Genomic DNA, 23,678 nt, shown 5'->3' with positions numbered 1-23,678 from the left:
GACCCCGACCCATGGAATCCTCCTTCCCGCCCCCTTCGTCGCAGGACCTCGACACGCCCGAACTGGTGGAGGCCCTGGCCGGCCTGCTGCTGAAGAAGGGCTGGCTGCTGGCCACCGCCGAGAGCTGCACCGGCGGCCTGATCGGCGCCGCCTGCACCGAGCTCGCGGGCTCCAGCGCCTGGTTCGAGCGCGGCTTCGTGACCTACTCCAACGCGGCCAAGACCGAGCTGCTGGGCGTGGACGCCGCGCTGGTCGAGGCGCACGGCGCGGTCAGCGAACCGGTGGCGCGCGCGATGGCGCTGGGCGCGATCGCGCATTCGGCGCCGGCGCGCGTCGCGGTGGCGGTCACCGGCATCGCGGGCCCCACCGGCGGCACGCCCGACAAGCCGGTCGGCACCGTGTGGTTCGGCTGGTCGGTCGACGGCCAGGTGCGCACCGAGCGGCGCCGCTTCGACGGCGACCGCGCCACGGTGCGCGCGGCCACGGTGCGGCATGCGCTGCACACGCTGGTGCAACTGCTCGAAGCCCCGAGCGCGACCTGATCAGGCCAGCGCGAACTCGCCCAGCGGCCGGCGCGGCGCGGGCGGCACCAGCGCCATCGGATAGCCGATCCGGCACAGCAGCTGCAGCGTGCGGCCGCGCGCGTCGCGCGGCGGCGGCAGGCCCAGCAGCATCTCGTGCGCCGCCGCGTGGTGCGCCGCCATTTCCGCGAACTCCTCGAGCGGCTGGCTCATCGGGTGCATGCCCAGCCCGAGGTCGGTGGCGCGCAGCTGCTGGCGCAGGTAGGCGCGGCCGGCGTTGAGCTGGTCGGTGCGGCTGTTGCCCGCGCTGCTGATCCAGGCGAAGCCCATGGCCGTGCCGGCCTGGTCGGCGTAGAGCGCCAGCGTGCGCTCGAAGGCACGGCTGCCCTCGCGCGCGGGCACCTCGCGGTCGAAGCGGCCCAGTGCCACGGCCAGCCGCAGCGCGGGATCGTTGAGCGAGAAGCCGTCGCGATGCGCGAGGATCTCTTCGGGGCCCACGCGCAGCAGCCGCAGGTTCTCGCGCGCGGTGTTCGGCGTGGCGATCTCCACCCGTGCCGCGGCCAGGCAGAGCCGGCGCAGCGGCAGCACGCGGCCCATCTCGACCGTGCCGTCGGCGCGCAGCGCGCTGCCGTTGGGCACCGCCGCGAGCACGCCCTGCAGCAGCTCGGCCGAGACCGGCCGCGCGGTGTCGAAGCGCTGCTTCGGCGTGCGCCGGCGCAGCACCTGGGAAAACAGCGGATCGGGCGTGCCGCCGCTCGACAGCCGCAACCGCGCCACCGGCAGGTGGCCCCACTGCCGCGGGTCGGTGGGCAGCTCTCCCTGGGGCCACAGCTGCACGCTGGCCGCCACGCCCTGCTGGGCCAGCGCCATCACCAGCAGCTCGAGGAAAGCGCCCTGGCCGATCACCGCCTGGCGCCCGAACGGGTCGGTCTCGGGCAGCAGGCGCTCGCGGTCGCAGTACAGGACGATCGCATCGGGCTCGCGCAGGTCCACGCGCCAGGGCTGCCGGTTGTAGGCCGAGGGCGCGGTCACCGCATAGGCGAGCGCGCGCCGGCGCACGTCGGGCTCGTCGCCCGGACCGTTCCAGATCTCGAGGGCCGCGGCCGGCATGTCGTCGTGCAGCCACCAGGTGGCCAGTGCCGCGGCGCCCGCGGCCAGCACCACACCGCCTCCCAGCAGCCGGACAAAGTTTCTTCGCTCGTCCATGCCGGGAATTATCGGAAGGCGAAACTCAGATCACAATTAGACAACCATTGACAACAGATATTCAGAATTGAATACCCCATGCGGCGCGGCACCGACCTCGATTTCGACTGGCGGCTGATCCGCTCCTTCCTCGCGGCGCTCGACAGCGGCAGCCTGCTGGCCGCCTCGCGGCTGCTCAACGCGAGCCAGCCGACGCTGGGGCGGCACATCGCCGAGCTCGAATCGCAGCTCGGCGTGGTGCTGTTCGAGCGCACCGGCCAGGGGCTGCAGCCCACGGCCATGGCCACGCAGCTGGCCGAATCGGCGCGCGTGATGGAGAACGGCGCGCTCGCGCTGTCGCGCAGCGTGGCCGGCGCCAACGCCGCCACCGCGGGCACGGTGCGGCTGTCGGCCAGCCAGGCGACGGCGCGCCACCTGCTGCCGGCGATCCTGGCGCGCATGCGGCTGGAGCTGCCCGAGATCCAGGTCGAGCTGGTGGCCAGCAACGAGGTCAGCAACCTGCTGCGGCGCGAGGCCGACATCGCGCTGCGCATGACCCGGCCCGAAACCGCGAGCCTGGTGGCGCGGCGCGTGGGCCGCTTCGCGCTCGGCGCCTTCGCGCAGCGCGACTACCTGCGCCGCCGCGGCACGCCGCGCCACTGGACCGACCTGCTGCGGCACGACCTGCTGGGCTATGACCGCGACGAGAGCATCCTGCGCAGCTCGGCCGAGCTCGGCGCGCCGCTGCAGCGCGAGGACTTCTGCTTCCGCACCGACGACGTCAGCGTCTACTGGGAGGCGCTGCGCCACGGCATGGGCATCGGCTTCGTGGCCGAATCGCTGGCGCGCAGCGACCCCGAGGTGGTGCGCGTGCTGCCCGCGCTCAAGCTGCCCGCGCTGCCGGTGTGGCTGGCGGTGCACCGCGAGGTCCGCACCGACCGGCGCATCCGCGCGGTCTATGATTTCCTGGTGCGCGCCCTTCCGGCCGCGCTCTGACCTTCTTCCCCCACCACCGCGCTCCCGGCGCCCGAGGCCCCATGACAGCCACCACCAACGCGCAGACCATCGAGCGCTTCTACGGCGCGTTCACCCAGCTCGACGCCGCCACCATGGAAGCCTGCTACGCACCCGACGCGGTGTTCGACGACGAGGCCTTCTCGCTGCGCGGGCGGCGCGAGATCGGCGGCATGTGGCGCATGCTGTGCGAGGCCACGAAGGCCAAGGGCGCCGACGTCTGGCGCCTGCGCCATCGCGACGTGCGCGCCGACGAGCGCGGCGGCAGCGCCCACTGGGACGCCCACTACCGCTTCAGCGCCACCGGCCGCCTGGTCGACAACAGCATCGACGCGCGCTTCGGCTTCACGCCCGAGGGCCTGATCGCCACCCACCGCGACAGCTTCCCGTTCTGGACCTGGTCGCGCCAGGCGCTGGGCACGCCGGGGCTGCTGCTGGGCTGGTCGCCCATGCTGCGCAAGAAGGTGCGCGCCACCGCCGCCGCCAACCTCGCCAAGTACCTCGCGAGCCGACCCGCCTGAACACGACCATTGCAAGGACAACCATGAGCACCGACGACAACGCCCCGATCCTCTCGAACAACGAGGCCGAGCACCGCTACGAGGCCCGCATCGGCGGCGAGCTCGCCGCGCTGGCCGAATACAACCTGCTGACCGACGCGATCATGTTCACCCACACCGAGGTGATGCCCGCGCACGAGGGCAAGGGCCTGGGCTCGAAGATCGCGAAGCACGTGCTCGACGAGGCTCGCGCGCGCGGCCTGCACGTGATCCCGGTGTGCCAGTTCATCGCGGGCTACATCCGCAAGCACCGCGAGTACGCCGACCTGGTGCGGCCGGACATCCAGCGCGCGTTCAAGATCTAGCAGCGCGCTCGCCGTCAGGCGCCGGCAGCCAGGCGAAGGCCGCGATGCCCGCCAGCAGCAGCACGGCGATGGTGGCCAGCACGGCCGTGAGCGGATCGCCGCCGTGCGCCACCGCCACCGAGGCGGCGACGCCCGTGCCCCACTGCATCAGCGCCACGCCCATGAACATCGCCATGGTGAAGACCGCCATCGCGCGCCCCGTGAGCGCCGCCGGGTAGGCGCCGCGCACGTCGGCGTACTGCCAGACGATGAAGCCCGAGAGCAGGCCGATCAGCAGCATGCCGGCGATGTCGAGCCAGGCCGAGTGCACGAAGGCGATCAGCGCGAACAGGCCCGTGTAGGCCAGCGCCCAGAGCACGATGCGGCGGCGCCGCGCGGCGGGATCGGCGCTGTCGAGCCGGCCGAACAGCGGCGCGCCGACCAGCGAGATCACCGACACCGCGAGCGCGACGTTGCCGCTCTGCACCAGCGAGAAGCCGTGTCGCTCGATCATCAGCGGCCCGAGCCAGAGCCCGCGCAGCGAGATGAAGGCGGCGTAGGTCACGCCGCCCAGCACCACGATGCCCAACGTGTGGCGCAGCATCAGCAGCGCGCCGAACTGGCGGATCGCCTCGGGCACCGACTCGCGCCGCGCCGGCACGGCCGCCGCGGGCTCACGCACCCAGTGCCAGATCGCGAGCCAGGCCAGCGCCGCGGCCAGCGCCAGCAGCACGAAGCCGGCGCGCCAGGAGTGCGCCTGCACCAGCCAGGCCAGCGGCGTGCCCGTGACCAGCATGCCCAGGCCGCCGATCGCCAGCACCAGCCCCGAGACGGTGGCGAAGCGCTCGGCCGGGAAGTGGCGCGCGATGAACACGGTGCAGACCAGGAAGGCCGGCGCGCAGCCCACGCCGATCAGCGCCTGGGCCAGCACCAGCACCAGGTAGTTCGAGGACAGGGCCGACAGCAACGCGCCCGCGATCGCGACCGGGAAGGCCACCAGCACGGTGCGCCGCACGCCGTGCAGGTCGATGCCGATGCCCATGAACAGCTGCATCGCGCCGAAGGCGAAATGGAAGGCGCCCGAGAAGATGCCCAGCGCCTGCGGCGACAGGCCGAACTCGGCCTGCAGCGGGCTGGCCATGATGGCGCCGACGGTGCGGAAGGCCTGGCTCAGCGCCACGCCCGCGCACAGCGCGAGCACCATGGCCCAGGCCGCGCGCGCGTTCAGCGCCGCGGCCGGTGGTGAAGCGGTACTGGCGCCCTCAGCCGGCACCGTGGCACTTCTTGTACTTCTTGCCGCTGCCGCAGGGGCAGGGGTCGTTGCGGCCGGGCGTGGCTTCCTTGCGGAGGGTCTCGACCTTGGGGCCCAGGCTCTTCCAGAGCTGGCGCAGGTCGTACACGGCCCAGATGGCGGCGCCGAAGTCGTCCAGGCGCTGCTGGCTCACGCTGGGCGGGCCGTTCTCGTCGTACATCGAGAGCACCGGCTTGGCCTTGTCGTCCTCGGTCAGCACGACGATGTTCTCGAGCGCGTCGTCGAGCATCCGGGCCGCCTCCTTGTCGCGCGGCGGGGTCCAGTCCTCGGGCCAGTTCTCGACCGCGTACATGAAGCCCAGCGCCCAGATCTGGGCGAACGAGGGCAGGGACTCGCCGTCCATCTCGGCGCGCTCCTCGGGCGGCAGCATGGCGATGGCGCCGCGGGTGTCGAGCACCTCGGGCTGCCAGCTGCGCTCGTCCTCGAGCGTCTCGACGTCGGCATCGAGACCGGTCTCGATCTCGCGCCAGCGGCGCTTCCAGTGCCAGACGAATTCCATCTGCTGGGCCGGCACGAAGCCGTCGCCCAGTAGCACGGGCCAGTACTCCGAGGGTTCGATGACGCGGCGGGTACAAATCAGCGCCGCCATGAAGCCCTCGCAGAACTCCCATTGGGGGATTTCCTCGTCGTGCTCGCGCATCGCGTCGAGCGCCCGGTCGAGGGCGTCGAAGTCGTCGGGACCGAGGGGTTGCAGGTCGGTGGCGGGGGCCGGGCTGGTGCCGGCGGAGTCGGGTGGGGAGGTCGTCATGGCAAGTTCGAAGCAGCCCTCTATGATGCAGCAGGCTTCGGCAGACCCCCAACAACCATGCCCACGATCACTCCATTCCCGGTCCGCTACACCGCCTTCGCCCTGTGCGTGGCCGGTTTCGCGGCCAGCCTGGCCTTCGTCCTGGCCTCCCCCCATCTCTGGTTCGCCTGGATCGCGCTGGTGGTGTTCGCGGTGCTCGCGGGCACCGGCGTGCACGACCTGCGGCAGGCCCGCCACGCGATCCTGCGCAACTACCCGGTGATCGGGCACCTGCGTTTCCTGCTCGAATTCATCCGGCCCGAGATCCGCCAGTACTTCATCGAGAGCGATGCCGAGGCCGCGCCCTTCTCGCGCGCCCAGCGCTCGCTGGTCTACCAGCGCGCCAAGGGCGAGCCCGACAACCGGCCCTTCGGCACCCAGCTCAACGTGACCATCGCGGGCTACGAGTGGATCAACCACTCGATGCAGCCGACGAAACTGGCCGGCCACGACTTCCGCATCGTGATCGGCGGCACGCCGCAGCCGGCCGAGGCCAACCCGGCCCAGGTCTGCACCCAGCCGTACAGCGCCAGCGTGTTCAACATCTCCGCCATGAGCTTCGGCGCGCTCTCGGCCAACGCCATCCTCGCGCTCAACCAGGGCGCCAAGAGCGGCGGCTTCGCACACGACACCGGCGAGGGCTCGATCTCGCAGCACCACCGGGTGCACGGCGGCGACCTGATCTGGGAGATCGGCTCGGGCTACTTCGGCTGCCGCAACGAGGACGGCACCTTCAGCGAGGAACGCTTCGTCGCCAACGCGCGCGACCCGCAGGTGAAGATGATCGAGATCAAGCTGAGCCAGGGCGCCAAGCCCGGCCACGGCGGCGTGCTGCCGGCGCCCAAGGTCACGCCCGAGATCGCGGCCGCGCGCGGCGTGCCGATCGGCGTGGATTGCATCTCGCCCTCCTCGCACAGCGCCTTCTCCACGCCGACCGAGATGATGCATTTCGTGGCCCGGCTGCGCGAGCTCTCGGGCGGCAAGCCCACGGGCTTCAAGTTCTGCCTCGGCCATCCCTGGGAATGGTTCGGCATCGTCAAGGCGATGCAGGCCACCGGCATCACGCCCGACTTCATCGTGGTCGACGGCGCCGAGGGCGGCACCGGCGCGGCGCCGGTCGAGTTCAGCGACCACGTGGGCGCGCCGCTGCAGGAAGGGCTGCTGCTGGTGCACAACACGCTGCTGGGCGTGAACCTGCGCCACCGCATCAAGCTGGGCTGCGCCGGCAAGGTCATCACGGCCTTCGACCTGGCGCGCATGATGGCGCTGGGCGCCGACTGGTGCAACGCGGGGCGCGGCTTCATGATGGCCCTGGGCTGCATCCAGGCGCAGAGCTGCCACACCGGCCACTGCCCGACCGGCGTGACCACGCAGGACCCGGTACGCCAGCAGGCGCTGGTGGTGCCGACCAAGGCCGAGCGGGTGCGCAACTTCCACCACAGCACGCTGCACGCGCTCAAGGAGCTGGTGCAGGCCGCCGGCCTCGACCATCCGCAGCAGATCACGGCCCACCACATCGTGCGCCGGATCTCCGACACCGAGGTGCGCCTCTTGAGCAACCTGGTGATGCAGGTGCAGCCGGGCGCGCTGCTGGGCCCGCTCGACGCGCAGCACAACGTGTTCCGCACCTACTGGCCGCTGGCCAGCGCCGACAGTTTCCAGCCCCTGACGCAGGGGGTCCAGGGCACGCAGGAGGCGCTCGCCACGGCGCCCCAGGGGCTCGCACTGGCCGCATGAATCCGCTGCGACGTGGCGGCGCCGGCGCGCGCCTTTCGATGCGCAAGGGCGTGGCCTCGGGCCCGGCCCCGCTGGACGCGATCCCCTCCGCGCCCGCGCCGGGCGACTACGCGGCCTTCCTGCGCACCACCCTGCCGCGCCAGGCCAGGAACGTGGCCAGCCACCGCTTCGGCGACGAGCGCGTGTGGCTCAAGAAGGCCGGCCCGCGCCACGGCAAGTGGGGCTACCGGGTGATGGCCGCGGTCGCGCGCATGGCGGGGCTGGACATCATCAAGCCGGTGCCCAATCCCGGCGGCGAGGCCGCCATCGCGACCGAGGCGCGCCGGCTGCGCCAGCTGGCCGCGGCCGGCCTGCGCGTACCGCGGGTGCTGGCCGAACAGGCCGACGGCCTCTTGATCTCCGACCTGGGCGCCAGCGGGCGCGGCACCGTGGTGCTGCAGGAACGGCTCGACCAGGCCGCGGCCGCCGGCCCGGCCGCGCTGCTCGCGGTCTGGCGCGAGGGGCTGGCGGCGATCGCCACCGTGCACGCTCACGGCCAGCACCTGAGCCAGGCCTTCGACCGCAACCTGGTGCAGTGCCCCGACGGCGTGATCGGCTACATCGATTTCGAGGACGACCCCTCGGAGGTGATGACGCTGGCCGAATGCCAGGCGCGCGACTGGCTCAGCTACCTGCACTCCACGGCCATGATGCTCGAGGCCGCCGCGCCCGACGCCGCCGGCCAGCACTGGCATGCGGCGCTGGCCGAGGTGAACGCCGACGTGCGCGAGCGCATCGCGAACGCGGCGCGGCGCATGAAGTGGGCGCAGAAGCTGCCCGCGAGCCGCCGCTGGGGCCGCGACACGCAGCGCGTGCGCGCGGTGGCGCGGCTGCTCGGGCGCTGGCACCTGCCGCCGGCGCGCTGAGGCTCGTCAGCGCGGCGTCCAGCGCATCGCGGCCAGCAGGTTGGCGTGGTCGTCGCTCCAGGGCGCGGCCGCGGACGCCTCGATGGGCTCGCCGTGCTCGCGCATCGCCGCGCCTTCGATGAAGCCCGCGTCGCGCGACAGCAGCACGTACTCCGAGGTGTGCTCGAGCGCGGGACTGTCGGCATCGGGCACGTGGTGCACGCGCCGCGCCTGCAGCCCGGCCGTGTCGGCCAGCCGGCGCACCACCGGCGCCAGCGCCAGGTGGCGGTTGCTGATGTGGAAGGCCACGACGCCGCCGGGCGCGAGGTGCCTGGCATAGAGCGCGAGCGCCTCGCGCGTCATCAGGTGCATCGGGATCGAGTCGCCCGAGAAGGCGTCGACCACGATCACGTCGAAGCCCTGCGGCCCGCGCGCCTCGAGCTCCCGCTGCAGCAGCAGCCGCGCGTCGCCCTGCGCGATCTCGATGGTGGCAGGCGAATCGGCGAGGTAGCTGAAGTGCGAGCGCGCGACCGCCATCACGAGCGGGTTGATCTCGTAGAAGCGGTAGGTGTCGCCGGGCCGGCCGTAGGCCGCGAGCGTGCCCACGCCGAGGCCGATCACCGCCACCCGCTGCGGCTGCGTGCCGCGCGCCGCGATCGCCAGCCCGGCGCCCGAGCCCGGCCCGTAGTAGGTGCTCGGCAGCCTGCGCGCCACCGCGCCCAGGCGCTGCTCGCCGTGCGAGATCACGCCGTGCATCAGCCGCCGCGAGGCGCTGGGCGAATCGGTGGCACCGAACTGCTCGACGCGCAGCGCGCCGTAGAAGTTGCGCGCCCGCAGCGCGGTGCGCCCGTCGGTCTCGCGCAGGTTCGACAGCGTGAACCAGGCGACCGCGGCTGCCGCGAAGGCGCCCATCAGGCCCGCGCCCGCCGACCAGGAGCGCGCGCGCCGCGCGGTGTAGGCCACGGCCACGAGCGCCAGCGCCGCCACCATGGCGTGGTACACGCCGCTGGAGACCGCGACCGAGGCCAGCCGCAGCCAGGCCGCGAAGCCCGCGACCACGCCGAAGGCGAACCATGGCCACGGGCCGCGCTGCTGGCCGCGCGTGAGCCACAGCATCAGGAGCCCCGGCAGCGCGAGGCACAGCGGCAGTTCCCAGTAGCCGTCGAACAGGTGCGGCGCGGCCACGCCCGCGAACAGGCCGCCGATCGCGCCGCCGAGCGCCACCATCAGGTAGAAGCGCGTGAGCCGCTCGGGCGCGGGCTTCGCGCGCGCGAGCTCGCCGTGGGCGAACATGCAGACCGCGAACAGGCCCAGCGCGTAGAGCCCCACCGCGGCGGCGATCGGCAGCGCGCGCTGCGCGGTGGTCGGATACCAGCCCATCACCGGCACCAGCAGCAGCACCGCGGGCCAGAACACGGCGCGCCGGTACCAGCGCTCGCTGTCGAAGCACAGCACGAACGACAGCAGGTACAGCGCGAGCGGCAGGATCCACAGCAGCGGCACCGAGGCGATGTCCTGCGTGATGAAGGCCGAGACCGCGAGCAGCGCCACCGTGCCGAGCGCCGACAGCAGCAGCCACAGCAGCTGGTCGCGCCAGCCGGGCGGCGCGGCCGGACGCGCGGCGGGCGCGGGCGCCTCGCCCGCGCACCGCTGCCAGCGCGCCACCGCCCACAGCGAGCCCATGGCCAGCAGCGCGAACAGCACGAAGCCGGCCGACCAGGCCAGCGCCTGGGTGCGCAGCGCGAACACCGGCTCGATCGCGAACGGATAGGCCACCAGCGCCGCGAGCGCGGCCAGGTTCGACAGCGCGAACAGCCGGTACACGCGCGCGCGCCGCTGCGCGTCGTGCGCATGCAGCCGCGCCACCCAGCTCTGCACCAGCGGGCCGGTGGTGCACACCGCGAGGTAAGGCAGCCCCACCGTCGCGGCCAGCACGGCGAGCACGCCGAGCGAGGGATCGCCCTGCCCGTCGGGGCGCCATGCCGCGCCCGGGATCACCGGCAGCGTGGCGCAGGCCGCGAGCAGCAGCAGCGCATGCACCGCCGCCTGCGTGCGCAGCGGCCGCCGCGCGAGCCGCTCGGCATAGAAGTAGCCGGCCAGCAGCAGCAGCTGGAAGAACACCAGGCACAGCGTCCAGACCGCGGCCGAGCCGCCGAACCACGGCAGGATCTGGCGCCCCACCATCGGCTGCACCAGGAACAGCAGGAAGGCCGACACGAAGATGGTGGCGGCGCACAGGCCGGCCGCGCGCGCGGACGAGACCGGCACGCTCATCCGCCGCCGCCCGTGCTGCCGTCCGGGCTCGGCACGTTGTCGAGCTGGCCCTTGACCGAGGCGTCCCAGATCGCCGGGCAGAAGGCGTTGCCGTCGCCGACCTTGTCGGCCAGCGCGTCGAGGCCGCGCGCGGCCAGCTGAGTGGCCCACTCGGTGCTGTTGTTGCGGATGAAGGCGCTGACGTTGGTGATCGCGTCGCCGGGCGCCTCCAGCACGTTGGTGCCGGTGTTCTGGCTCCAGGCCGGGTCCCACTGGATGCCGATCGTGCGGTCGGCCTGCGGGCCGAAGGCATAGAACGGATGCCAGTAGATCGGCGACTCCATGCCCACCACGCCCTCGGCCGTGAGCGGGATCTTGCCGTTGGCGATGTAGTAGGCCTCGAGCTGGGTGAAGCGGAAGTCGCCCGCGGGCGCGGTCGCGCCGTCGGGCGACAGCAGCTTGAACCAGGCCTCGGCCACGAACTGGTAGCCCTGCAGCGCCTTGAGGATGATGCGGTTGGCCACCGGGATGCCGAGCCGGTAGCCGTAGTGCACCTTCAGGTGCAGCACGCTGGTCTCGCCCAGCGTCTTGTTCGAGGCGGTGCCGCGCAGCTCGGCGTCGGGCGGCGTCGGATCGTTGATGCCGGCCGCCGTGCCCATGGCCTTGGCCTTGTAGTCGTAGGGCAGCGGCTTGCGGTATCGCATGGTGTCGTTCGGTATCTGAACGATCCAGCGGTGCTCGCCGAAGTTCTCGATGAAGGCCCAGTCGACGAAGGTGGTCTGCGTCGGGTTCAGGTACTCGATGCAGGCCGACTCGATCAGGTCCTTGTTGGTCGCCACCCAGCCCGAGAGCATGCCGCCCACGCTCGACTCGCGCACCTGCAGCGGCATCATCCCCTTCACCAGGCCCTGCCACACGCTGCCGCGCGTGAGCGCGTTGGTCAGCGTGGTGAGCGCGGCGCTGTTGACGGTGCCCACGCCCGGCATGGTCGAGTTGCCGATGCGGAAGATGAAGGGCAGCGGCATGCCGTTGTTCAGCGAACCGGCGCGCGCGGCCTCGTGCGCCGCGTACTCGAGCGTGAGCTTGGCGCGGTAGATCAGGCCGAACTGGACCACGCTGGTCACGAACAGGATCAGCACCGGCAGCGCGATCAGGGTCTCGACCATCGAGACGCCGCGCGCGGGGCGGCGGCGCGTTGCATACGGCGAACGGGTTCGGTATCGCATGGCTTCCATCTCCTTGTCGTGGTTCCTACCAGCCTTCGAGCAGCAGCCCGGGCCGCAGCGACAGCCGCGCGGCCTGCCCCTCGGCCAGCTCGAGCACGCTGGCCGCGCCCAGGCACAGCGCCATGCGCATCGGCCGCAGCCCCTCGACGATGCGCGCGATGCGGCCCTCGCGGTCGAGGAACACCACGTCGATCGCATAGCGCATGCCCACGGTGTGCACCGAGCTGCAGCGCGTGATCAGCAGGCCCTCGCCGCCCTCGATGCGCGCACGCCCGAGCAGCCCGCGCGTGCGGTCCCAGCCGCGCTCGGCCACGCGCACCGGGCCGAAGGGCGCGCGGGCGGCGGTGGTACGGAGCGAGACGATGCGCATGCCCGGCCTTCAGCGCTGGGTCTCGAGGAACTGCATCACCAGCGGGAAGAAGATGATGATGAAGGTCACCGGGAAGATGAAGATCACCAGCGGCCCGATCATCTTCACCGGCGCCTCCATCGCGAGCTTCTCGGCCTGCTGGAAGCGCTCGGTGCGGCGCTGCTCGGAGATCGCGGTCAGCGTGTCGGCCAGGCTCGCGCCCAGCGACTCGGCCTGCGTGAGGTTCGACACCAGGCTCTTGATGTGCTTGTTGTCGAGCCGCTCGGCCATGGCGTTGAGCGCGTCCATGCGGCTCGCGCCGGTGCGCATCTCGCGCATCATGCGGTCGAACTCCTGCCCGAGCGCGCCGCCCGGTCCCTTCTGCACCGCCTGCGCGATCGCGCCGGTCAGGCTCAGGCCGGCCTGGCAGCACAGCGTGATCATGTCGAGGTAGCCCGGCAGCGTGCGCAGGATCTCCTTCTCGCGGCGCTTGCGCCGGTCGCGCATCCACAGCACCGGGTAGTACCAGCCCGCGAGGCACGAGGCCAGCGTGACCCAGACCTTGGTGCCGGCCATCGCGTCGAGCAGGCCCGCGCACCACAGGCCCAGCGCGCCCACCACCAGCAGCGCCACCACCTGCACCGCGATGAACTCCTCGGCCTTGAGCACGAACTCCAGCCCCGCGAGCTGCAGCTGGCGCCGGCGCCGCACCAGCATCGCGGTGGGCGCCATCTCGGAGATGTGGAACTGCAGGATGTTGACCGCGGGCCACACGATGCGCAGCAGCCGCGGCAGCGGGTCCATGTGCGTGCGCTCGGAGGGCCGCGCCTTGCGGATCAGCGAGATCACGTACAGCAGCAGGATCACGCCCGTGGTGGCGCACAGGAAGACGATGGCAAGCAGGATCAGCGAACGCATGGGGCGGCCTCGCGGTGCTCAGATGTCGATCGCTACGATCTTGCGGATCATCAGGTAGCCCAGCAGCAGCATCACCAGCGCCACGGTCATCACCACCCAGCCGATGGTGGTGGTGAACAGCAGCTCCATGGTGGGCTGCATCATGTAGAGCACGCCGCCGAGGAACACCGGGAACAGCGTCATCACCAGCCCCTGGATGCGGCCCTGCGCGGTCAGCGCCTGGATGCGGCCCTCGAGGATCGCCTTGCGCCGCAGCGTCTCGGCCAGCGCCTGCAGCGGTTCCGAGAGGTTGCCGCCGACCTCCTTGGACACGCGCAGCGCCACCACCACCAGCACGAAGTCGGGGATGCCCAGGCGCTGCGCCATCTTCTGGATCGCGTCGTCGAAGCTCACGCCCAGGCGCTGCTCCTTGAGCACCAGCCCGAACTCCTGGCCCAGCGGCCCCTGCTGGTCGCGCACCAGCACCTGCAGCGCCACCGACAGCGCGCTGCCCGCGCGCAGCGCGCTCGCGATGAACAGCAGCGCGTCGGGCAGCTCGGCCTCGATCTGCTTGCGCCGCTTCTTGCGCTGCCAGGCGAACCAGCGCGCCGGCAGCAGGTACAGCACCACCGCCGCCACCGCGCCGCCCATGAGCTTGCCGGTGACGGCCCAGCCCAGCAGGCCGCACAGCGCCACCAGCAGCACGTGGCCCGAGGCGAAGGCCACCGCGTGCTGGGCCTGGAACTCCGAGAGGTTGAGCGTGCGCCGCCCGCTCGACTGCAGCCGCTGCATGAGGCGCGAGGCGAGCTCGGGCGAGCCGCGCAGGAACAGGTAGCCGCACAGCGTGAAGAAGCCCATGCCGCAGAGCACGGAGGCGAACAGCACCAGGGTCTTCATCGCGTCGTCTCCCCGAAGAGGAAGTCCAGGTCGAGCTTCACGCCGTGCTCCTGCAGCCGCGTGAAGAACTCGGGCACGGTGCCCGCGGCCTCGAAGTGGCCCACGGTGCGGTAGTTCTCGTCCACGCCGGTCTTGCGGAAGGCGTAGACGTCCTGGAACTGGATCACGCCCTCGGCGAAGCCCGCCACCTCGGTGATCTGCGTGACCTTGCGGCTGCCGCAGGGAAAGCGCGTGAGCTGCACGATCAGGTCCACCGCCGAGGCGATCTGCTCGCGGATCGCGGCCACCGGGATGCTCATGCCGGCCATGGTCACCAGCACCTCCAGCCGCGAGACGGCGTCGCGCGGCGAGTTGCTGTGCAGCGTGGTCAGCGAGCCGTCGTGGCCGGTGTTCATGGCCTGCAGCATGTCGAGCGCCTCGCCGCCGCGGCACTCGCCGACCACGATGCGGTCGGGCCGCATGCGCAGCGCGTTGCGCACCAGGTCGCGGATCGAGATCTGGCCCTTGCCCTCGATGTTGGCCGGGCGCGACTCGAGCGACACCAGGTTCGGCTGCCCCAGCGAGAGCTCGGCGGCGTCCTCGATGGTGACGATGCGCTCGTTGCCCGGGATGAAGTTCGACATCATGTTCAGCAGCGTGGTCTTGCCGGTGCCGGTGCCGCCCGAGACGATGATGTTGAGCTTCTCCTCCACCGCGATGCGCAGGAACTCCACCATCGGCGCGGTCAGCGAGCCGATGCGCTGCATGCCCTCGTGGCCCATGCGGTTCTTCGGGAACTTCCGGATCGTGACGCTGGGCCCGCGCAGCGCCAGCGGCGGAATGATCGCGTTCACGCGCGAGCCGTCCTTGAGCCGCGCGTCGACCATCGGCGAGCTCTCGTCGATGCGCCGCCCGAGCGGCGTGACGATGCGCTCGATGGCGCCGAGCACCGCGATGTTGCTGGTGAAGGCCACGCTGGTGCGCTCGAGGCGGCCGGCGCGCTCGATCCAGATCTCGTCGAAGCGGTTGACCATCACCTCGGTCACGCTCTCGTCCTTGAGCAGCACCTCCAGCGGCCCGAGGCCGATGGCCTCGTCGAGCAGCTGCTGGCTCAGGAGCGCGCGGTCGAGCTCGGCGGGCAGGTCGCGCGTGTCGCGGATGATCTCGGCGATCAGCGCGCGGATGTTGGAGCGCAGCTCCTCGTCCTTCATGTTCGCGGTGTCGACGCGCCGGTTGTCCAGCTGTTGCAGCAGCGTGCGGTGCAGGGTGCGGCGCCACTGCAGCAGCGGGTCCTCCTGCACCGCGGGCACGGCGTCGCGCGAGCGCGTCTCCTCGGCCTCGTGGCCGTCGGCGCGCGGCGCTCGGATCGCGCTGTCGAGCGACACCACCAGCGTGTGGCCGCCGATGATGATCTCCTCGCCGCCCTTGAACGGGCCGTAGCGCGTGACGCGGTTGCCGTCGACCCAGGTGCCGAACAGGCTGCCCTGGTCCTGCACGAACACCTCGTCCTCGTGCAGCACGAACTGCGCATGCTGCTTCGCGACGTTCCAGCCGCTGAGCACGATGCGGCTCGCGGCGTCCTTGCCGACCTGCAGCTCGGGCGCGTCGAACGGGAACTCGCGCACCGGCTGCTGCGGGGAATTGACGAAGACCTTGTGCATGGTGCGCGGCCCGCTCAAGGGGCGATCGGGTTGGCGGGCGAGCCCAGCGGGTTGTCGGGCGCCTCGCTCTCGCGCGGCGGCGCGGGCGGCACCAGGCCGTCGATGCTGGCGGCCGGCGGCGGCGGGCGGCGGCGCTCGGGGTCGGAGCGGTCCTCGGTCAGGGTCTCGAAGTTGCGCGAGACGTCGCCCTCGATCTGGCGCGCGCGCTCGATGCGCGGCTGGCTGTACGAGGGATCGACCACGCGCGGCGTGATGAACACCACCACCTCCTGCTCCTTGTCGTTGTCGGTGTCGGCGCGGAAGGCGCGGCCGATCACCGGCGCCTTGCGCAGGCCCGGCACGCCGTCGCTGGAGCGCGTGGACTCGCGGCTCAGGAGGCCCGACAGCACGATGGTCTCGCCGGCCTTGACGTTGAACTCGGTGTCGGTGCGGCGAATGAGCAGGCCCGGGATGCCCTGCACCGCCACGCTGCGGTCGATGCTGCTGACCTCGGTCAGGATGCTGCCCGAGATGTTGCCCTCGCCGTCGGCGATCGGCTTGATGTTGAGCCGCACGCCGTAGGGCTTGAACTCCACCGAGCCCGCGCCCTGCGTGCTCAGCGCGGGCAGCGGGATCTCGCCGCCGGCCAGGAACTTGGCCTCGCCGCCGCTGCGCGTGCTGAGGTTGGGCGAGGCCAGCAGGTAGGCGTTGCCGCGCTGCACCAGCAGGTTGATCTGCGAGGTCAGGCTGGTGGCGAGGCCGAAGTAGGCCTGCGGCGAGCGGTGGCGCTGCGCGAGGAAGGCCGCGCCCTCGGGCGTGCTGGTGTTGAAGCCGGAGTTGTCGGGCAGGATGCGGTAGCGGCCGTTGCCCGCGATGTCCGAGAACAGGCCGAAGTTGAAGCCGTCGCCCGAGCTCTGCCAGCGCACGCCGAGGTCGTCGAGCGCGGTCTTGGTGAACTCCACGATGCGCACCTGGATGTCGACCATGCGGTCCACGCGGATGCGGTCGGCCGTGGCCAGCGACACCGCGGCCGGCGCGTAGAGCTGGGCGACGGTGTTGAGCCGCTCGACCGCGGCCGGGTCGAGGTTGCTGCCGTCGAGGATCACGCGCTCGCCGACGCGGCGGATGTTCACGCCGGTGATGCCGTGCGTGATCTCGCGCAGCTCCTCGGCGATGCGCTCGAGGTCGACCACGTTGACGCGCACCTTGAGCTTGCGCACGCGCCCGCCCTTCTCCCACACGTGCAGCGTGCTGTCGCCCGCGTCCTGCGCGGTGATCAGCAGGTTGGCGCCGTCGAGCACGCGCGCCTCCATCACCTTGCCGCTGCCGATCGCCACGCGCGCCACGCCGGGCATCTTCACCAGCACCATCTGGCCGACGTAGAGCGTGAGCGTCTGCGGCAGGTCCTGCAGCACGGTGGCGCGCTGCGCGATGCGCTGCAGCTCCTCGGGCGTGATCACCGGCGCGACGGCCGGCGGCGGCGCCGGCGGCCGGATGCCGGGCGAGCGCTCGGCGGCGGGCGCGGCGGATGGCGCGGCGAACGGTGCCGCGGAAGGCAGCGACGGCGGCGGCGCGGGGATCGGCACCGCGAGCGCCGCGGGCGCGCCGCCCATGGCGCGCGCGGGCCCCACGTAGGAGCCGCCGCCCGTGATGGTGCCCTCGGCGCCCCGGGCCGCGCCATGAAGGACAAGACACAGCGCGCTCGCTGCCAGGGTGCATCGCTTGAGATTCATTCGGACTTCTTTTCGGAACAACATTCGGAAGCCGCGCCCTCCGCGCGGCCGGCATGGCGGGGAGGCGCTCGCGTCAGCGCACGGGCAGCTCGCCCTGCGGCAGCATCTGGCTCGGGGTGGGCGCCGCACCGCGGTTGCCGGCACCGCCGACGATGTATTCCACGCCCGGGCGCGGCGCCGGACCGCGCGCGGCCACCACCGGGCCGCCGCGCTGCGGCCGGAAGCCGGCCACCGCCGCGTCGAGGTCGACCGCGTCCACGCCCGTGTGCATGGTCGCGCGGTCCTCGGGGTTGCGCAGCGCGGCGACGATCTTGCCGAGCCGCTGCGCGAGGATCAGCTTCTGCGCGTCCTGCGGCTGGATCGCGACCGTGACGGTCGAGTAGCGCTGCTGCGCATAGGGATCGGCATCGGCCGCCACGTCGGGCCGGCGGCGCAGCGCCGCGAACTGCTCGGAGGTGATCTGGCCGGTGGCGCGCACCTCCACGTCCTGCAGCAGCGGCACCACCACCGAGGGCTCGCCGCCGGCCGCGGCCGCGCCCTTGTCGACCACGTACATGAAGTCGATGCGGTCGCCCGCGCGCAGCATGCCCGAGATGGAGCTGATCTCGTCCACGGGAATCGTGACGGCGCGCACGCCCTGCTCGATCTCCTGCGCGAACACCTTGCGCGGCTGCGCGAAGAAGGAGGCCAAGAGCGGCTTGCCCGGCGCCACCGGCACGGTCAGCGTGCGGCCCACGAACTGCTGGAAGGTCTCGGGCGTGAGCGCGTCGTTGTGCACGTACTCGTTGGGCACCGAGCGCTTGGCCACCATGTTGGGCATCACGTTGACGCCGTCGGCCAGCGCCTGGCGCGCCACCACCACGTCGCGCCGCTGGCTGTCGGCATCCTTCTCGAGGCTGGCCGCGATCTCGCGCTCGCTGGCGCGCAGGTAGTACCAGCCCAGGCCGGCGGCGAGCACGCCGAGGGCCACCGCGCCGATCAGCGGCGAGAGCCGCCGCACGCTGTGCTTGAACTTGGTGAATCGGGCGGAGGCGGGTTTCATGCGGGAGAAGGAGAGAGGGGGAAGAAGGGGCTAGAGCGGGAACGACAGCGTGTACGAGTAGGTGGCCCAGGCATCGCGGAAGGCCTTGATCAGCAGGCCCACCACCGAGCGGTCGGCGCCCGGGAAGGTGGCGAACAGCATCGTGGCGAGGATGCCGGCGACGATGGCGTACTCGAGGATGGTCTGGCCGCGCTGGCGGTGCGGGGGAACGTGGCGCGGGCGCTTCATTCGGGCGAGGTCTGGCTGGCGGTGACGACATAGGCCTGATCGCGCTTGATGATGGTCACGGCCATTTCCTCGTTGGTGCGGCGGAACACCAGGGCGCTGCGCTGGCCGCCCTCGATGGTGCGGTCCTGCACCAGCGTCCAGCCCAGGCGCAGCAGCTGCTCGCGCAGGTAGAGCGCATTGGTCTCCACGCTCACGCCGTTGGTCACGACGATGGTGCGGTTGCGCTGGCCCTGGTCCCACGACAGCGTGTCCGACACCACCTGCGAGCCGGCGGGCCGCGGGAAGCCGCGGCCGATGCGCGCGCTGCGCTCCTGCACGTCGCCCACGGGCTCGTAGACCGCGGCCGACACCAGCCGGCCGATGGTGCCCTCGGGCGTGTCGCGCAGCTGCACCGTGACCTGGTAGTCGCCGAAGCGCGCGCCGAGGATGCGCACCGCGCCCAGCGTGGTGACGCCGTAGCCGGGGCGCTCGGCCAGCCACTTCTCGTAGTAGCGCGAGACCTCCTTCATCGGGGCCCTCGACTCCAGCCCGCGGATCTGCATCGGCACGGTGTTCTGCTCGATGTACTCGGCGACCCAGAAGGCGCGCGCATCCCCGGGCACCGGCACCTGCGGCCAGTCGCGCTGCGGCGCGGCCGCGCCGGCCCAGCCCGCGAGTGCGAACAAGGCGCAGGCGCCCAGGCGTGACAGCAGTGCATGCGTTCGCTTCATGGCCTCAGGGCAGCGTGTTGACCACCGGCGTCGGCGGGAACGCGCGGTAGTAGCGGAACTTGTCGCGCGGGCTGCCGCCGTCGGCATCGGCGCCGCCGCCGGCCTCGCCCGCGGGCGGCGTCTCGCCCGGGAAGCGCTCGAAGCGGTCCAGCGGCGTCTTCTCGAGCGCGTCGCCGGGCGTGAGGCCGAAGGTGAGGTTGGAGTTGGCGAAGGCCGGGTAGACCTGGCTGATGCTGTAGGCGGTCTGGTGCAGGCCGCCGCGCAGCTGCTGGTAGAACACGCTGTCGGTCAGCTTCAGCGGCACCAGGCCCTGGATCTTCTTCTCCTCGCGGTTGGTGCCGCCGGCATTCCAGGCCTCGGTCAGCATCGTGACCTGCTCGCCGAGCTCGATCTGCGGCACCAGCGCGAAGGCGGGATTGGTCTGCGTGACCTTGACCTCGTTGCGCAGGTAGCCGCTGCTGATGAAGGTGAACTTGCCGAGCGAGCCGGTGACGAGGTTGTTGCCCAGCGCGTTCTGCGCCACGCGCACGTTGTCCCACAGCACGTCGGAGGCATTCATCAGCGAGGGCAGCGACTGCGCGGTGCTCGAGGCGGTGACGACCGTGGTGCGCGGATCGATCGCGGGCACCGTGGCCTCGAACTCGGCGATCTCGGTGGCATGGATGCTCGCGCCCGCTTCGCGGCGGTCGCGGAAGATGTGGCGCCGCAGGTCGCGCGTGACCTCGGCATCGGTCTTCTTGATCGCGCCCGAGGCGCCCTTGGCTTCCTCGGCGCTCACGCCGTGCTCGTCGGGCAGCCACACGGTGCGCTGCCAGGCCACCAGCCGCGCGGCCGACACCGTCTGCAGCCGCTTGAGCCCGTACTCGCCGATGGCCGGCACGGCCGCGAGCGCGAGCGCGGCGAAGCTCGCGATCAGGAGCGTCTCGGTCATCGACTGGCCGCGCTGCGTCGCGGCGCGCGGATGCATGCGACGTGCGGTCATTGCCCGTTGTCCTCCTGCGCGCCCGCGCTCACGATCGCGCCGCCGGTAGCGACCGCGCGCGCCCACAGCGAGGGCTCGATGTTGTGCACGTGCCAGTAGGGGCTGAACAGGCTGCGGTGCTCGATGTAGCCGCCCGCGAAGCCGACGTTGTGGCCGCCGACGGTCGGCGGATCGGTGGCCGAGAAGTCGCGCCGCGCCCAGCGGTCCTGCGGCCGGCGGAAGTAGACCTGCGCGGTCGACACCGCCTTCACCTGGTTGCCCGCGAAGTTGTCGCGCAGGCCGGTGCGGCCCTCCTCGCTCGCGTCGCCGAAGCCGGCGACCTGGCCGGTGCGCACGCGCTCGGCGCCCTTCTGCACCACCAGCGTGAAGGCCGGTCCCTTGTCGGTGTTCTTGCCCCACTTGAGCGGATTGGCACCGCGGATCGCCTGCTCGGCGATCCAGTTGTCGGCCTCGTTGGCGCGCATCGGCGGATGCTCGCGCACGTCGACGTAGCGCGGCAGGCTCCAGCCCTGCGTGAGGTTGGTGCCGATCGAGGTGCGCGGGCCGTAGTGCAGCTTGGCGTTGAACACCAGCACCGGGAAGGCGCCGGGCAGGATGGCGCCGTCGCGGTCGCCGGCCGCGCGCTGGAACGAGCCGCGCTCCATGTAGGCGTGGTCGCCGATCTCGCGGTTCAGGCCGCCGTAGGTGCGGGCCTCGCGCGCATAGCTGCGCAGGGTGAGGCGCTGGCCTTCCCAGCTGCTCATGTAGTTGGGACCGCCGGCCGCGGCGGCGCCGGCACCGAGGCCGAAGCGGCCGCGCGCGATGTCGCTCGCGCCGCCGATGATGTCGGTGTAGAGCAGGCCGATCGGCAGCTTGATCTCGATCGAATCGGCCGACTGCCAGCGGATGCGGCCCTGCTCCTCGCCGATCAGGTTCTGGGCCGCCACCAGTTCGGTGCCGCCCTTCCATTCGACCAGCCCGGCGAGCGCGTCGCCCGCGATCTCGGCGAAGCCCGGCGGCGAGACCGGGAACTGGTTGGCGATGCCGTGCATCGCGCCGGCCAGGCCCGAACCGATCCAGCTCGCCCAGTCGGGCAGGAAGCGGCGGTTCTTGGTCCAGTCGTCGCGCGTGGCCTGCGCCGCGTGCGCGAAGCGCAGCACCTCGTTGAACTCGTCCTCGTCGAAGGGGCCGCGCGTGGACTGGTGATAGGTGTCGAGGTAGGTGCCGAGGTCGACCACGTACTTGGTCGCGAGGATCGCGGTCTCGCCGGGCGGCACGGTGGCGTCGGGATCGTTGCTGCGCATCACGTCGACGATGAGCTGCGGCAGTTGCGCCACCGTGCTCGCGAGCATCGCGGCCTGGCTCGCGGAGATGCCCTGGTTGAGCACGCGCAGCACGTCCACGCCAACCTGCAGCGGCCGCGAGGCCGGCTCGACGAAGCCCGCGATGCGGTCGGCGGTGCGCTGCAGCCGCTGCGCCTGGCCGACGTTGACCAGCCACTGCAGCGCGAAGATCGGTCCCACGATCGGCAGCCGGCTGCGCTCGAGGTTGCGCAGGCCCTGGAAGCCCTTGGCGATGACCAGGCCCTCCTGGATGTTGGCCGCGCTCGTGATGAAGGCGGCCATCGAGGTCTGCACGCTCGCCAGCGTGGCGATGCTGGCCTCGTTGGCGGCCATCGCGCGGTTGGTGTAGGAGAGGTAGTTGAGCGTGCGCGCGGTGAGCACGCTGGCGCTGTAGGTGGTGGCGTCGGCCGTGGCCTGCAGTTTCATCTTCTCGCGCGTGGCGGCGGCCGTGTTGTAGACCACCAGCACGGCGAGGAAGATGAAGGGCAGCATCGCGACGATCCAGACGATCGCCTGGCCCGACTGCCGCCGGGCGCTGCGCGATGGAGGGATGCTCACCTCGCTGGCTCGCCGTTGCGATGGATGCCGCGCGCCGCTCTTACTTCGCGCCGTCGGCGCCGCCCTTGGTGTAGGTGCTCATGTTCATGTTGATGTCGGCGTTGGTGGAGGCCTTGCCGGCCGCGGCCTGCGCCTTGGTCACTTCGGCCGTGCCGGTCTTGCCGCCCACTTCCTGCGCCATGCCCGCGACCTGGTTGCGCATGGTCTGGCCGAAGAAGCTGAACACCGCGATCGCCGCGATCGCGATCAGGCCCAGGATGACGAGGTACTCGGTCATGCCCTGGCCGCGGATCTTGATCTGCGAAAGGAGGCGGGCACCGATGCGTGTCAGGCGTTGGCTATGCATTGCGTAGGTTCCTCTGCGAGTTGGCTGCTGTTGAAAAGACAGCCGGATCGTAGGAAGCCGCGCGGCGCCGCCTCGATAGACTTTTTGTGAATGTCGATACGAATTCGTTGTCGATCGCCATTGCATCGCGCGAGAGAATTCTTTGGTAAACACTCTCGCGCCGCGAGGCACTTTCACCTCAGTCCGCGATGCTCGCGCCCTCGAGCCGCAACTGGCTCTGCCGCCGGAACTCGGTCGGCGTCACGCCCTTGATCTCGAGGAAATGGCGATTGAAGTTCGAGACGTTGTTGAAGCCGACCTCGTAGCAGATCGACGTGACATAGCGATCGCTGTGCATCAGCAGCAGGCAGGCCTTGTTCACGCGCACCTGGTTCACGTAGCCGAGGAAGCTGTGGCCGGTGGCACGCCGGAACATGCGGCTGAAGCGGCCCGAGTTCATGCCGAGCTCGGCCGCGATCTCGGCCGCGTTGGCCTCGGCCTCGGGGTTCTTCTCGATGCGCGTGACGATCGCGTTGATGGCATCGATCTGGTTGTCGCCCTCGCCCTGCATGCCCGAGAGCAGCCGGTAGTCGCCGCACTGCGCGAGGTCGGAGAGGAAGTCGCAGAACAGGCTGAAGCGCTTGAGGCCGCGCGCGGCCTTCACGCGCCGCCAGTGCGTCTGCGCCTGCTCGGCCATGCCGAAGAACTCGATGCCGTGGCGCGCGCGCTCGAGCACGCGCACCGCCTCGAGCAGCTCGGGGATCTTCTGCGCGGCCTCGACGATCGGGTCGTGCAGGAACTGGATCACGAGGTCGCGCACGGCCACGCCCTCGGACGGCACCTCGCGCGAGATCCAGTTGTGCGGCAGCTTCGGTCCGCACAGCACGAGGTGGCCGGGCTCGAAGTCGCCGATCCAGTCGCCGACGAAGGCGGTGCCCGAGGTCGCCACGATCAGGTGCAGCTCGTACTCCTCGTGGCAGTGCCAGCGCGCGAGCGGCGTCGGGTAGCCGTGCTTGAGGCAGCGCACCAGGCCACGCTCCTGCGGGGATTCATAGCCCAGGGCGGGCGAACGGGACATCTCGACTTCGAATTCGGGCAGCAGCTGGCGCGGTGGTCTTTGGCTTGGATTCGGCATGACTTTCTTGGTGTTGGACATGGCGCCGGCCGAACGTGGCGGCGCGGATCGGCCGACGACGAATCGCCGGCTTCCGAAGTCGAGCGGACCTTCTTTGCGTGTCAGCCGCGAGGCTGCC

General features: G+C 71.5%; 23 protein-coding genes. 6 read left to right on the top strand and 17 right to left on the bottom strand.

Features of this window, described 5'->3' with window-relative positions:
- The first annotated feature begins 11 nt into the window (after positions 1-11).
- Positions 12-542, top strand: coding sequence for a CinA family protein (locus tag ACODT0_RS20320; protein WP_261209208.1), 531 nt, complete (start codon positions 12-14; stop codon positions 540-542).
- Here the strand turns inward: ACODT0_RS20320 and ACODT0_RS20315 are convergent, their stop codons facing one another.
- Positions 543-1,727, bottom strand: a complete 1,185-nt coding sequence (locus tag ACODT0_RS20315) for an Acg family FMN-binding oxidoreductase (protein ID WP_489042145.1) — start codon at positions 1,725-1,727, stop codon at positions 543-545.
- Between the two features lie 78 nt (positions 1,728-1,805).
- Here ACODT0_RS20315 and ACODT0_RS20310 point away from each other — a divergent pair, with 78 nt between their 5' ends.
- Genes ACODT0_RS20310 through ACODT0_RS20300 form a run of 3 tightly spaced genes read left to right on the top strand, consistent with a single transcriptional unit; the run spans position 1,806 to position 3,585 of the window.
- Positions 1,806-2,702, top strand: coding sequence for a LysR family transcriptional regulator (locus tag ACODT0_RS20310; RefSeq protein WP_413761616.1), 897 nt, complete (start codon positions 1,806-1,808; stop codon positions 2,700-2,702).
- Between the two features lie 41 nt (positions 2,703-2,743).
- Positions 2,744-3,241 (top strand): nuclear transport factor 2 family protein, encoded by a 498-nt coding sequence (locus tag ACODT0_RS20305; RefSeq protein WP_489042144.1) that lies wholly within the window; start codon positions 2,744-2,746, stop codon positions 3,239-3,241.
- Positions 3,242-3,264: 23 nt separating this feature from the next.
- Positions 3,265-3,585 carry a GNAT family N-acetyltransferase gene (locus ACODT0_RS20300; protein ID WP_057595774.1) on the top strand — a complete coding sequence of 107 codons (321 nt, stop codon included), beginning with the start codon at positions 3,265-3,267 and terminating at the stop codon, positions 3,583-3,585.
- Here the strand turns inward: ACODT0_RS20300 and ACODT0_RS20295 are convergent.
- Both ACODT0_RS20295 and ACODT0_RS20290 read right to left on the bottom strand, forming a co-directional pair.
- Complete coding sequence (locus ACODT0_RS20295; protein WP_057595773.1) at positions 3,575-4,768, bottom strand: MFS transporter; 1,194 nt, start codon at positions 4,766-4,768, stop codon at positions 3,575-3,577. The two genes, ACODT0_RS20300 and ACODT0_RS20295, sit on opposite strands and share 11 nt — an antisense overlap.
- Positions 4,769-4,826: 58 nt before the next feature.
- Positions 4,827-5,624, bottom strand: a complete 798-nt coding sequence (locus ACODT0_RS20290) for a UPF0149 family protein (RefSeq protein WP_057595772.1) — start codon at positions 5,622-5,624, stop codon at positions 4,827-4,829.
- 57 nt (positions 5,625-5,681) lie between these two features.
- On the opposite strand from ACODT0_RS20290, the gene ACODT0_RS20285 reads away from it, so the two are divergent.
- Both ACODT0_RS20285 and ACODT0_RS20280 read left to right on the top strand, forming a co-directional pair.
- Complete coding sequence (locus ACODT0_RS20285) at positions 5,682-7,400, top strand: FMN-binding glutamate synthase family protein (RefSeq protein WP_489042143.1); 1,719 nt, start codon at positions 5,682-5,684, stop codon at positions 7,398-7,400.
- A complete protein-coding gene (locus tag ACODT0_RS20280) occupies positions 7,397-8,305 on the top strand; it encodes a BUD32 family EKC/KEOPS complex subunit (RefSeq protein WP_489042142.1) in 909 nt (302 codons plus the stop codon). The genes ACODT0_RS20285 and ACODT0_RS20280 overlap by 4 nt, the downstream gene beginning before the upstream one ends.
- 6 nt (positions 8,306-8,311) lie before the next feature.
- Here ACODT0_RS20280 and ACODT0_RS20275 read toward each other — a convergent pair whose 3' ends face one another.
- The 14 genes from ACODT0_RS20275 to ACODT0_RS20210 form a co-directional block, all read right to left on the bottom strand.
- Positions 8,312-10,558: a spermidine synthase gene (locus tag ACODT0_RS20275; RefSeq protein ID WP_489042141.1), complete on the bottom strand. Its 2,247-nt coding sequence runs from the start codon at positions 10,556-10,558 to the stop codon at positions 8,312-8,314.
- Complete coding sequence (locus ACODT0_RS20270) at positions 10,555-11,763, bottom strand: TadE/TadG family type IV pilus assembly protein (RefSeq protein ID WP_172705383.1); 1,209 nt, start codon at positions 11,761-11,763, stop codon at positions 10,555-10,557. Before ACODT0_RS20270 ends, ACODT0_RS20275 begins: the two co-directional genes overlap by 4 nt.
- A gap of 25 nt (positions 11,764-11,788) precedes the next feature.
- Complete coding sequence (locus ACODT0_RS20265; protein ID WP_057595766.1) at positions 11,789-12,133, bottom strand: DUF192 domain-containing protein; 345 nt, start codon at positions 12,131-12,133, stop codon at positions 11,789-11,791.
- Positions 12,134-12,142: 9 nt separating this feature from the next.
- Positions 12,143-13,030: a type II secretion system F family protein gene (locus ACODT0_RS20260; RefSeq protein ID WP_057595765.1), complete on the bottom strand. Its 888-nt coding sequence runs from the start codon at positions 13,028-13,030 to the stop codon at positions 12,143-12,145.
- A gap of 18 nt (positions 13,031-13,048) precedes the next feature.
- Positions 13,049-13,906, bottom strand: a complete 858-nt coding sequence (locus tag ACODT0_RS20255) for a type II secretion system F family protein (RefSeq protein WP_057595764.1) — start codon at positions 13,904-13,906, stop codon at positions 13,049-13,051.
- Positions 13,903-15,546, bottom strand: a complete 1,644-nt coding sequence (locus ACODT0_RS20250; RefSeq protein WP_413761622.1) for a TadA family conjugal transfer-associated ATPase — start codon at positions 15,544-15,546, stop codon at positions 13,903-13,905. Before ACODT0_RS20250 ends, ACODT0_RS20255 begins: the two co-directional genes overlap by 4 nt.
- 14 nt (positions 15,547-15,560) lie before the next feature.
- Complete coding sequence (locus tag ACODT0_RS20245) at positions 15,561-17,258, bottom strand: type II and III secretion system protein family protein (protein ID WP_489042140.1); 1,698 nt, start codon at positions 17,256-17,258, stop codon at positions 15,561-15,563.
- 73 nt (positions 17,259-17,331) lie between these two features.
- On the bottom strand, positions 17,332-18,300 hold the full coding sequence (gene cpaB / locus ACODT0_RS20240; protein ID WP_489042139.1) for a Flp pilus assembly protein CpaB: 969 nt from the start codon (positions 18,298-18,300) through the stop codon (positions 17,332-17,334).
- Between the two features lie 30 nt (positions 18,301-18,330).
- Positions 18,331-18,528, bottom strand: a complete 198-nt coding sequence (locus ACODT0_RS20235) for a hypothetical protein (protein ID WP_057595760.1) — start codon at positions 18,526-18,528, stop codon at positions 18,331-18,333.
- Complete coding sequence (locus tag ACODT0_RS20230; protein ID WP_489042138.1) at positions 18,525-19,238, bottom strand: hypothetical protein; 714 nt, start codon at positions 19,236-19,238, stop codon at positions 18,525-18,527. The genes ACODT0_RS20235 and ACODT0_RS20230 overlap by 4 nt, the downstream gene beginning before the upstream one ends.
- Before the next feature lie 4 nt (positions 19,239-19,242).
- On the bottom strand, positions 19,243-20,220 hold the full coding sequence (locus ACODT0_RS20225; protein ID WP_489042137.1) for a hypothetical protein: 978 nt from the start codon (positions 20,218-20,220) through the stop codon (positions 19,243-19,245).
- Positions 20,217-22,100, bottom strand: a complete 1,884-nt coding sequence (locus tag ACODT0_RS20220) for a Tad domain-containing protein (protein WP_057595757.1) — start codon at positions 22,098-22,100, stop codon at positions 20,217-20,219. Before ACODT0_RS20220 ends, ACODT0_RS20225 begins: the two co-directional genes overlap by 4 nt.
- A 40-nt stretch (positions 22,101-22,140) precedes the next feature.
- Positions 22,141-22,446 (bottom strand): Flp family type IVb pilin, encoded by a 306-nt coding sequence (locus ACODT0_RS20215; protein ID WP_057595756.1) that lies wholly within the window; start codon positions 22,444-22,446, stop codon positions 22,141-22,143.
- Positions 22,447-22,624: 178 nt separating this feature from the next.
- Positions 22,625-23,560 carry an AraC family transcriptional regulator gene (locus ACODT0_RS20210; protein WP_057595780.1) on the bottom strand — a complete coding sequence of 312 codons (936 nt, stop codon included), beginning with the start codon at positions 23,558-23,560 and terminating at the stop codon, positions 22,625-22,627.
- Between the last annotated feature and the right edge of the window lie 118 nt (positions 23,561-23,678).

This window comes from Variovorax sp. FG153 (assembly GCF_057809595.1).
Note: the sequence above shows the minus strand (reverse complement) of the source record. Positions and strands in the feature narration are given on the sequence as shown.

Bases quoted from the DNA above. Each gene is read 5' to 3' on its own strand.
- ACODT0_RS20235 (WP_057595760.1), bottom strand. From the start codon at position 18,528: ATGAAGCGCCCGCGCCACGTTCCCCCGCACCGCCAGCGCGGCCAGACC.
- ACODT0_RS20215 (WP_057595756.1), bottom strand. From the start codon at position 22,446: ATGCATAGCCAACGCCTGACACGCATCGGTGCCCGCCTCCTTTCGCAG.
- ACODT0_RS20310 (WP_413761616.1), top strand. From the start codon at position 1,806: ATGCGGCGCGGCACCGACCTCGATTTCGACTGGCGGCTGATCCGCTCC.
- ACODT0_RS20280 (WP_489042142.1), top strand. From the start codon at position 7,397: ATGAATCCGCTGCGACGTGGCGGCGCCGGCGCGCGCCTTTCGATGCGC.
- ACODT0_RS20285 (WP_489042143.1), top strand. From the start codon at position 5,682: ATGCCCACGATCACTCCATTCCCGGTCCGCTACACCGCCTTCGCCCTG.
- ACODT0_RS20300 (WP_057595774.1), top strand. From the start codon at position 3,265: ATGAGCACCGACGACAACGCCCCGATCCTCTCGAACAACGAGGCCGAG.
- ACODT0_RS20245 (WP_489042140.1), bottom strand. From the start codon at position 17,258: ATGAATCTCAAGCGATGCACCCTGGCAGCGAGCGCGCTGTGTCTTGTC.
- ACODT0_RS20295 (WP_057595773.1), bottom strand. From the start codon at position 4,768: ATGGTGCTCGCGCTGTGCGCGGGCGTGGCGCTGAGCCAGGCCTTCCGC.
- ACODT0_RS20305 (WP_489042144.1), top strand. From the start codon at position 2,744: ATGACAGCCACCACCAACGCGCAGACCATCGAGCGCTTCTACGGCGCG.
- ACODT0_RS20255 (WP_057595764.1), bottom strand. From the start codon at position 13,906: ATGAAGACCCTGGTGCTGTTCGCCTCCGTGCTCTGCGGCATGGGCTTC.
- ACODT0_RS20290 (WP_057595772.1), bottom strand. From the start codon at position 5,624: ATGACGACCTCCCCACCCGACTCCGCCGGCACCAGCCCGGCCCCCGCC.
- ACODT0_RS20265 (WP_057595766.1), bottom strand. From the start codon at position 12,133: ATGCGCATCGTCTCGCTCCGTACCACCGCCGCCCGCGCGCCCTTCGGC.
- ACODT0_RS20320 (WP_261209208.1), top strand. From the start codon at position 12: ATGGAATCCTCCTTCCCGCCCCCTTCGTCGCAGGACCTCGACACGCCC.
- ACODT0_RS20230 (WP_489042138.1), bottom strand. From the start codon at position 19,238: ATGAAGCGAACGCATGCACTGCTGTCACGCCTGGGCGCCTGCGCCTTG.
- ACODT0_RS20225 (WP_489042137.1), bottom strand. From the start codon at position 20,220: ATGACCGCACGTCGCATGCATCCGCGCGCCGCGACGCAGCGCGGCCAG.
- ACODT0_RS20315 (WP_489042145.1), bottom strand. From the start codon at position 1,727: ATGGACGAGCGAAGAAACTTTGTCCGGCTGCTGGGAGGCGGTGTGGTG.
- ACODT0_RS20260 (WP_057595765.1), bottom strand. From the start codon at position 13,030: ATGCGTTCGCTGATCCTGCTTGCCATCGTCTTCCTGTGCGCCACCACG.
- ACODT0_RS20275 (WP_489042141.1), bottom strand. From the start codon at position 10,558: ATGAGCGTGCCGGTCTCGTCCGCGCGCGCGGCCGGCCTGTGCGCCGCC.
- cpaB (WP_489042139.1), bottom strand. From the start codon at position 18,300: ATGAAACCCGCCTCCGCCCGATTCACCAAGTTCAAGCACAGCGTGCGG.
- ACODT0_RS20250 (WP_413761622.1), bottom strand. From the start codon at position 15,546: ATGCACAAGGTCTTCGTCAATTCCCCGCAGCAGCCGGTGCGCGAGTTC.
- ACODT0_RS20270 (WP_172705383.1), bottom strand. From the start codon at position 11,763: ATGCGATACCGAACCCGTTCGCCGTATGCAACGCGCCGCCGCCCCGCG.
- ACODT0_RS20210 (WP_057595780.1), bottom strand. From the start codon at position 23,560: ATGCCGAATCCAAGCCAAAGACCACCGCGCCAGCTGCTGCCCGAATTC.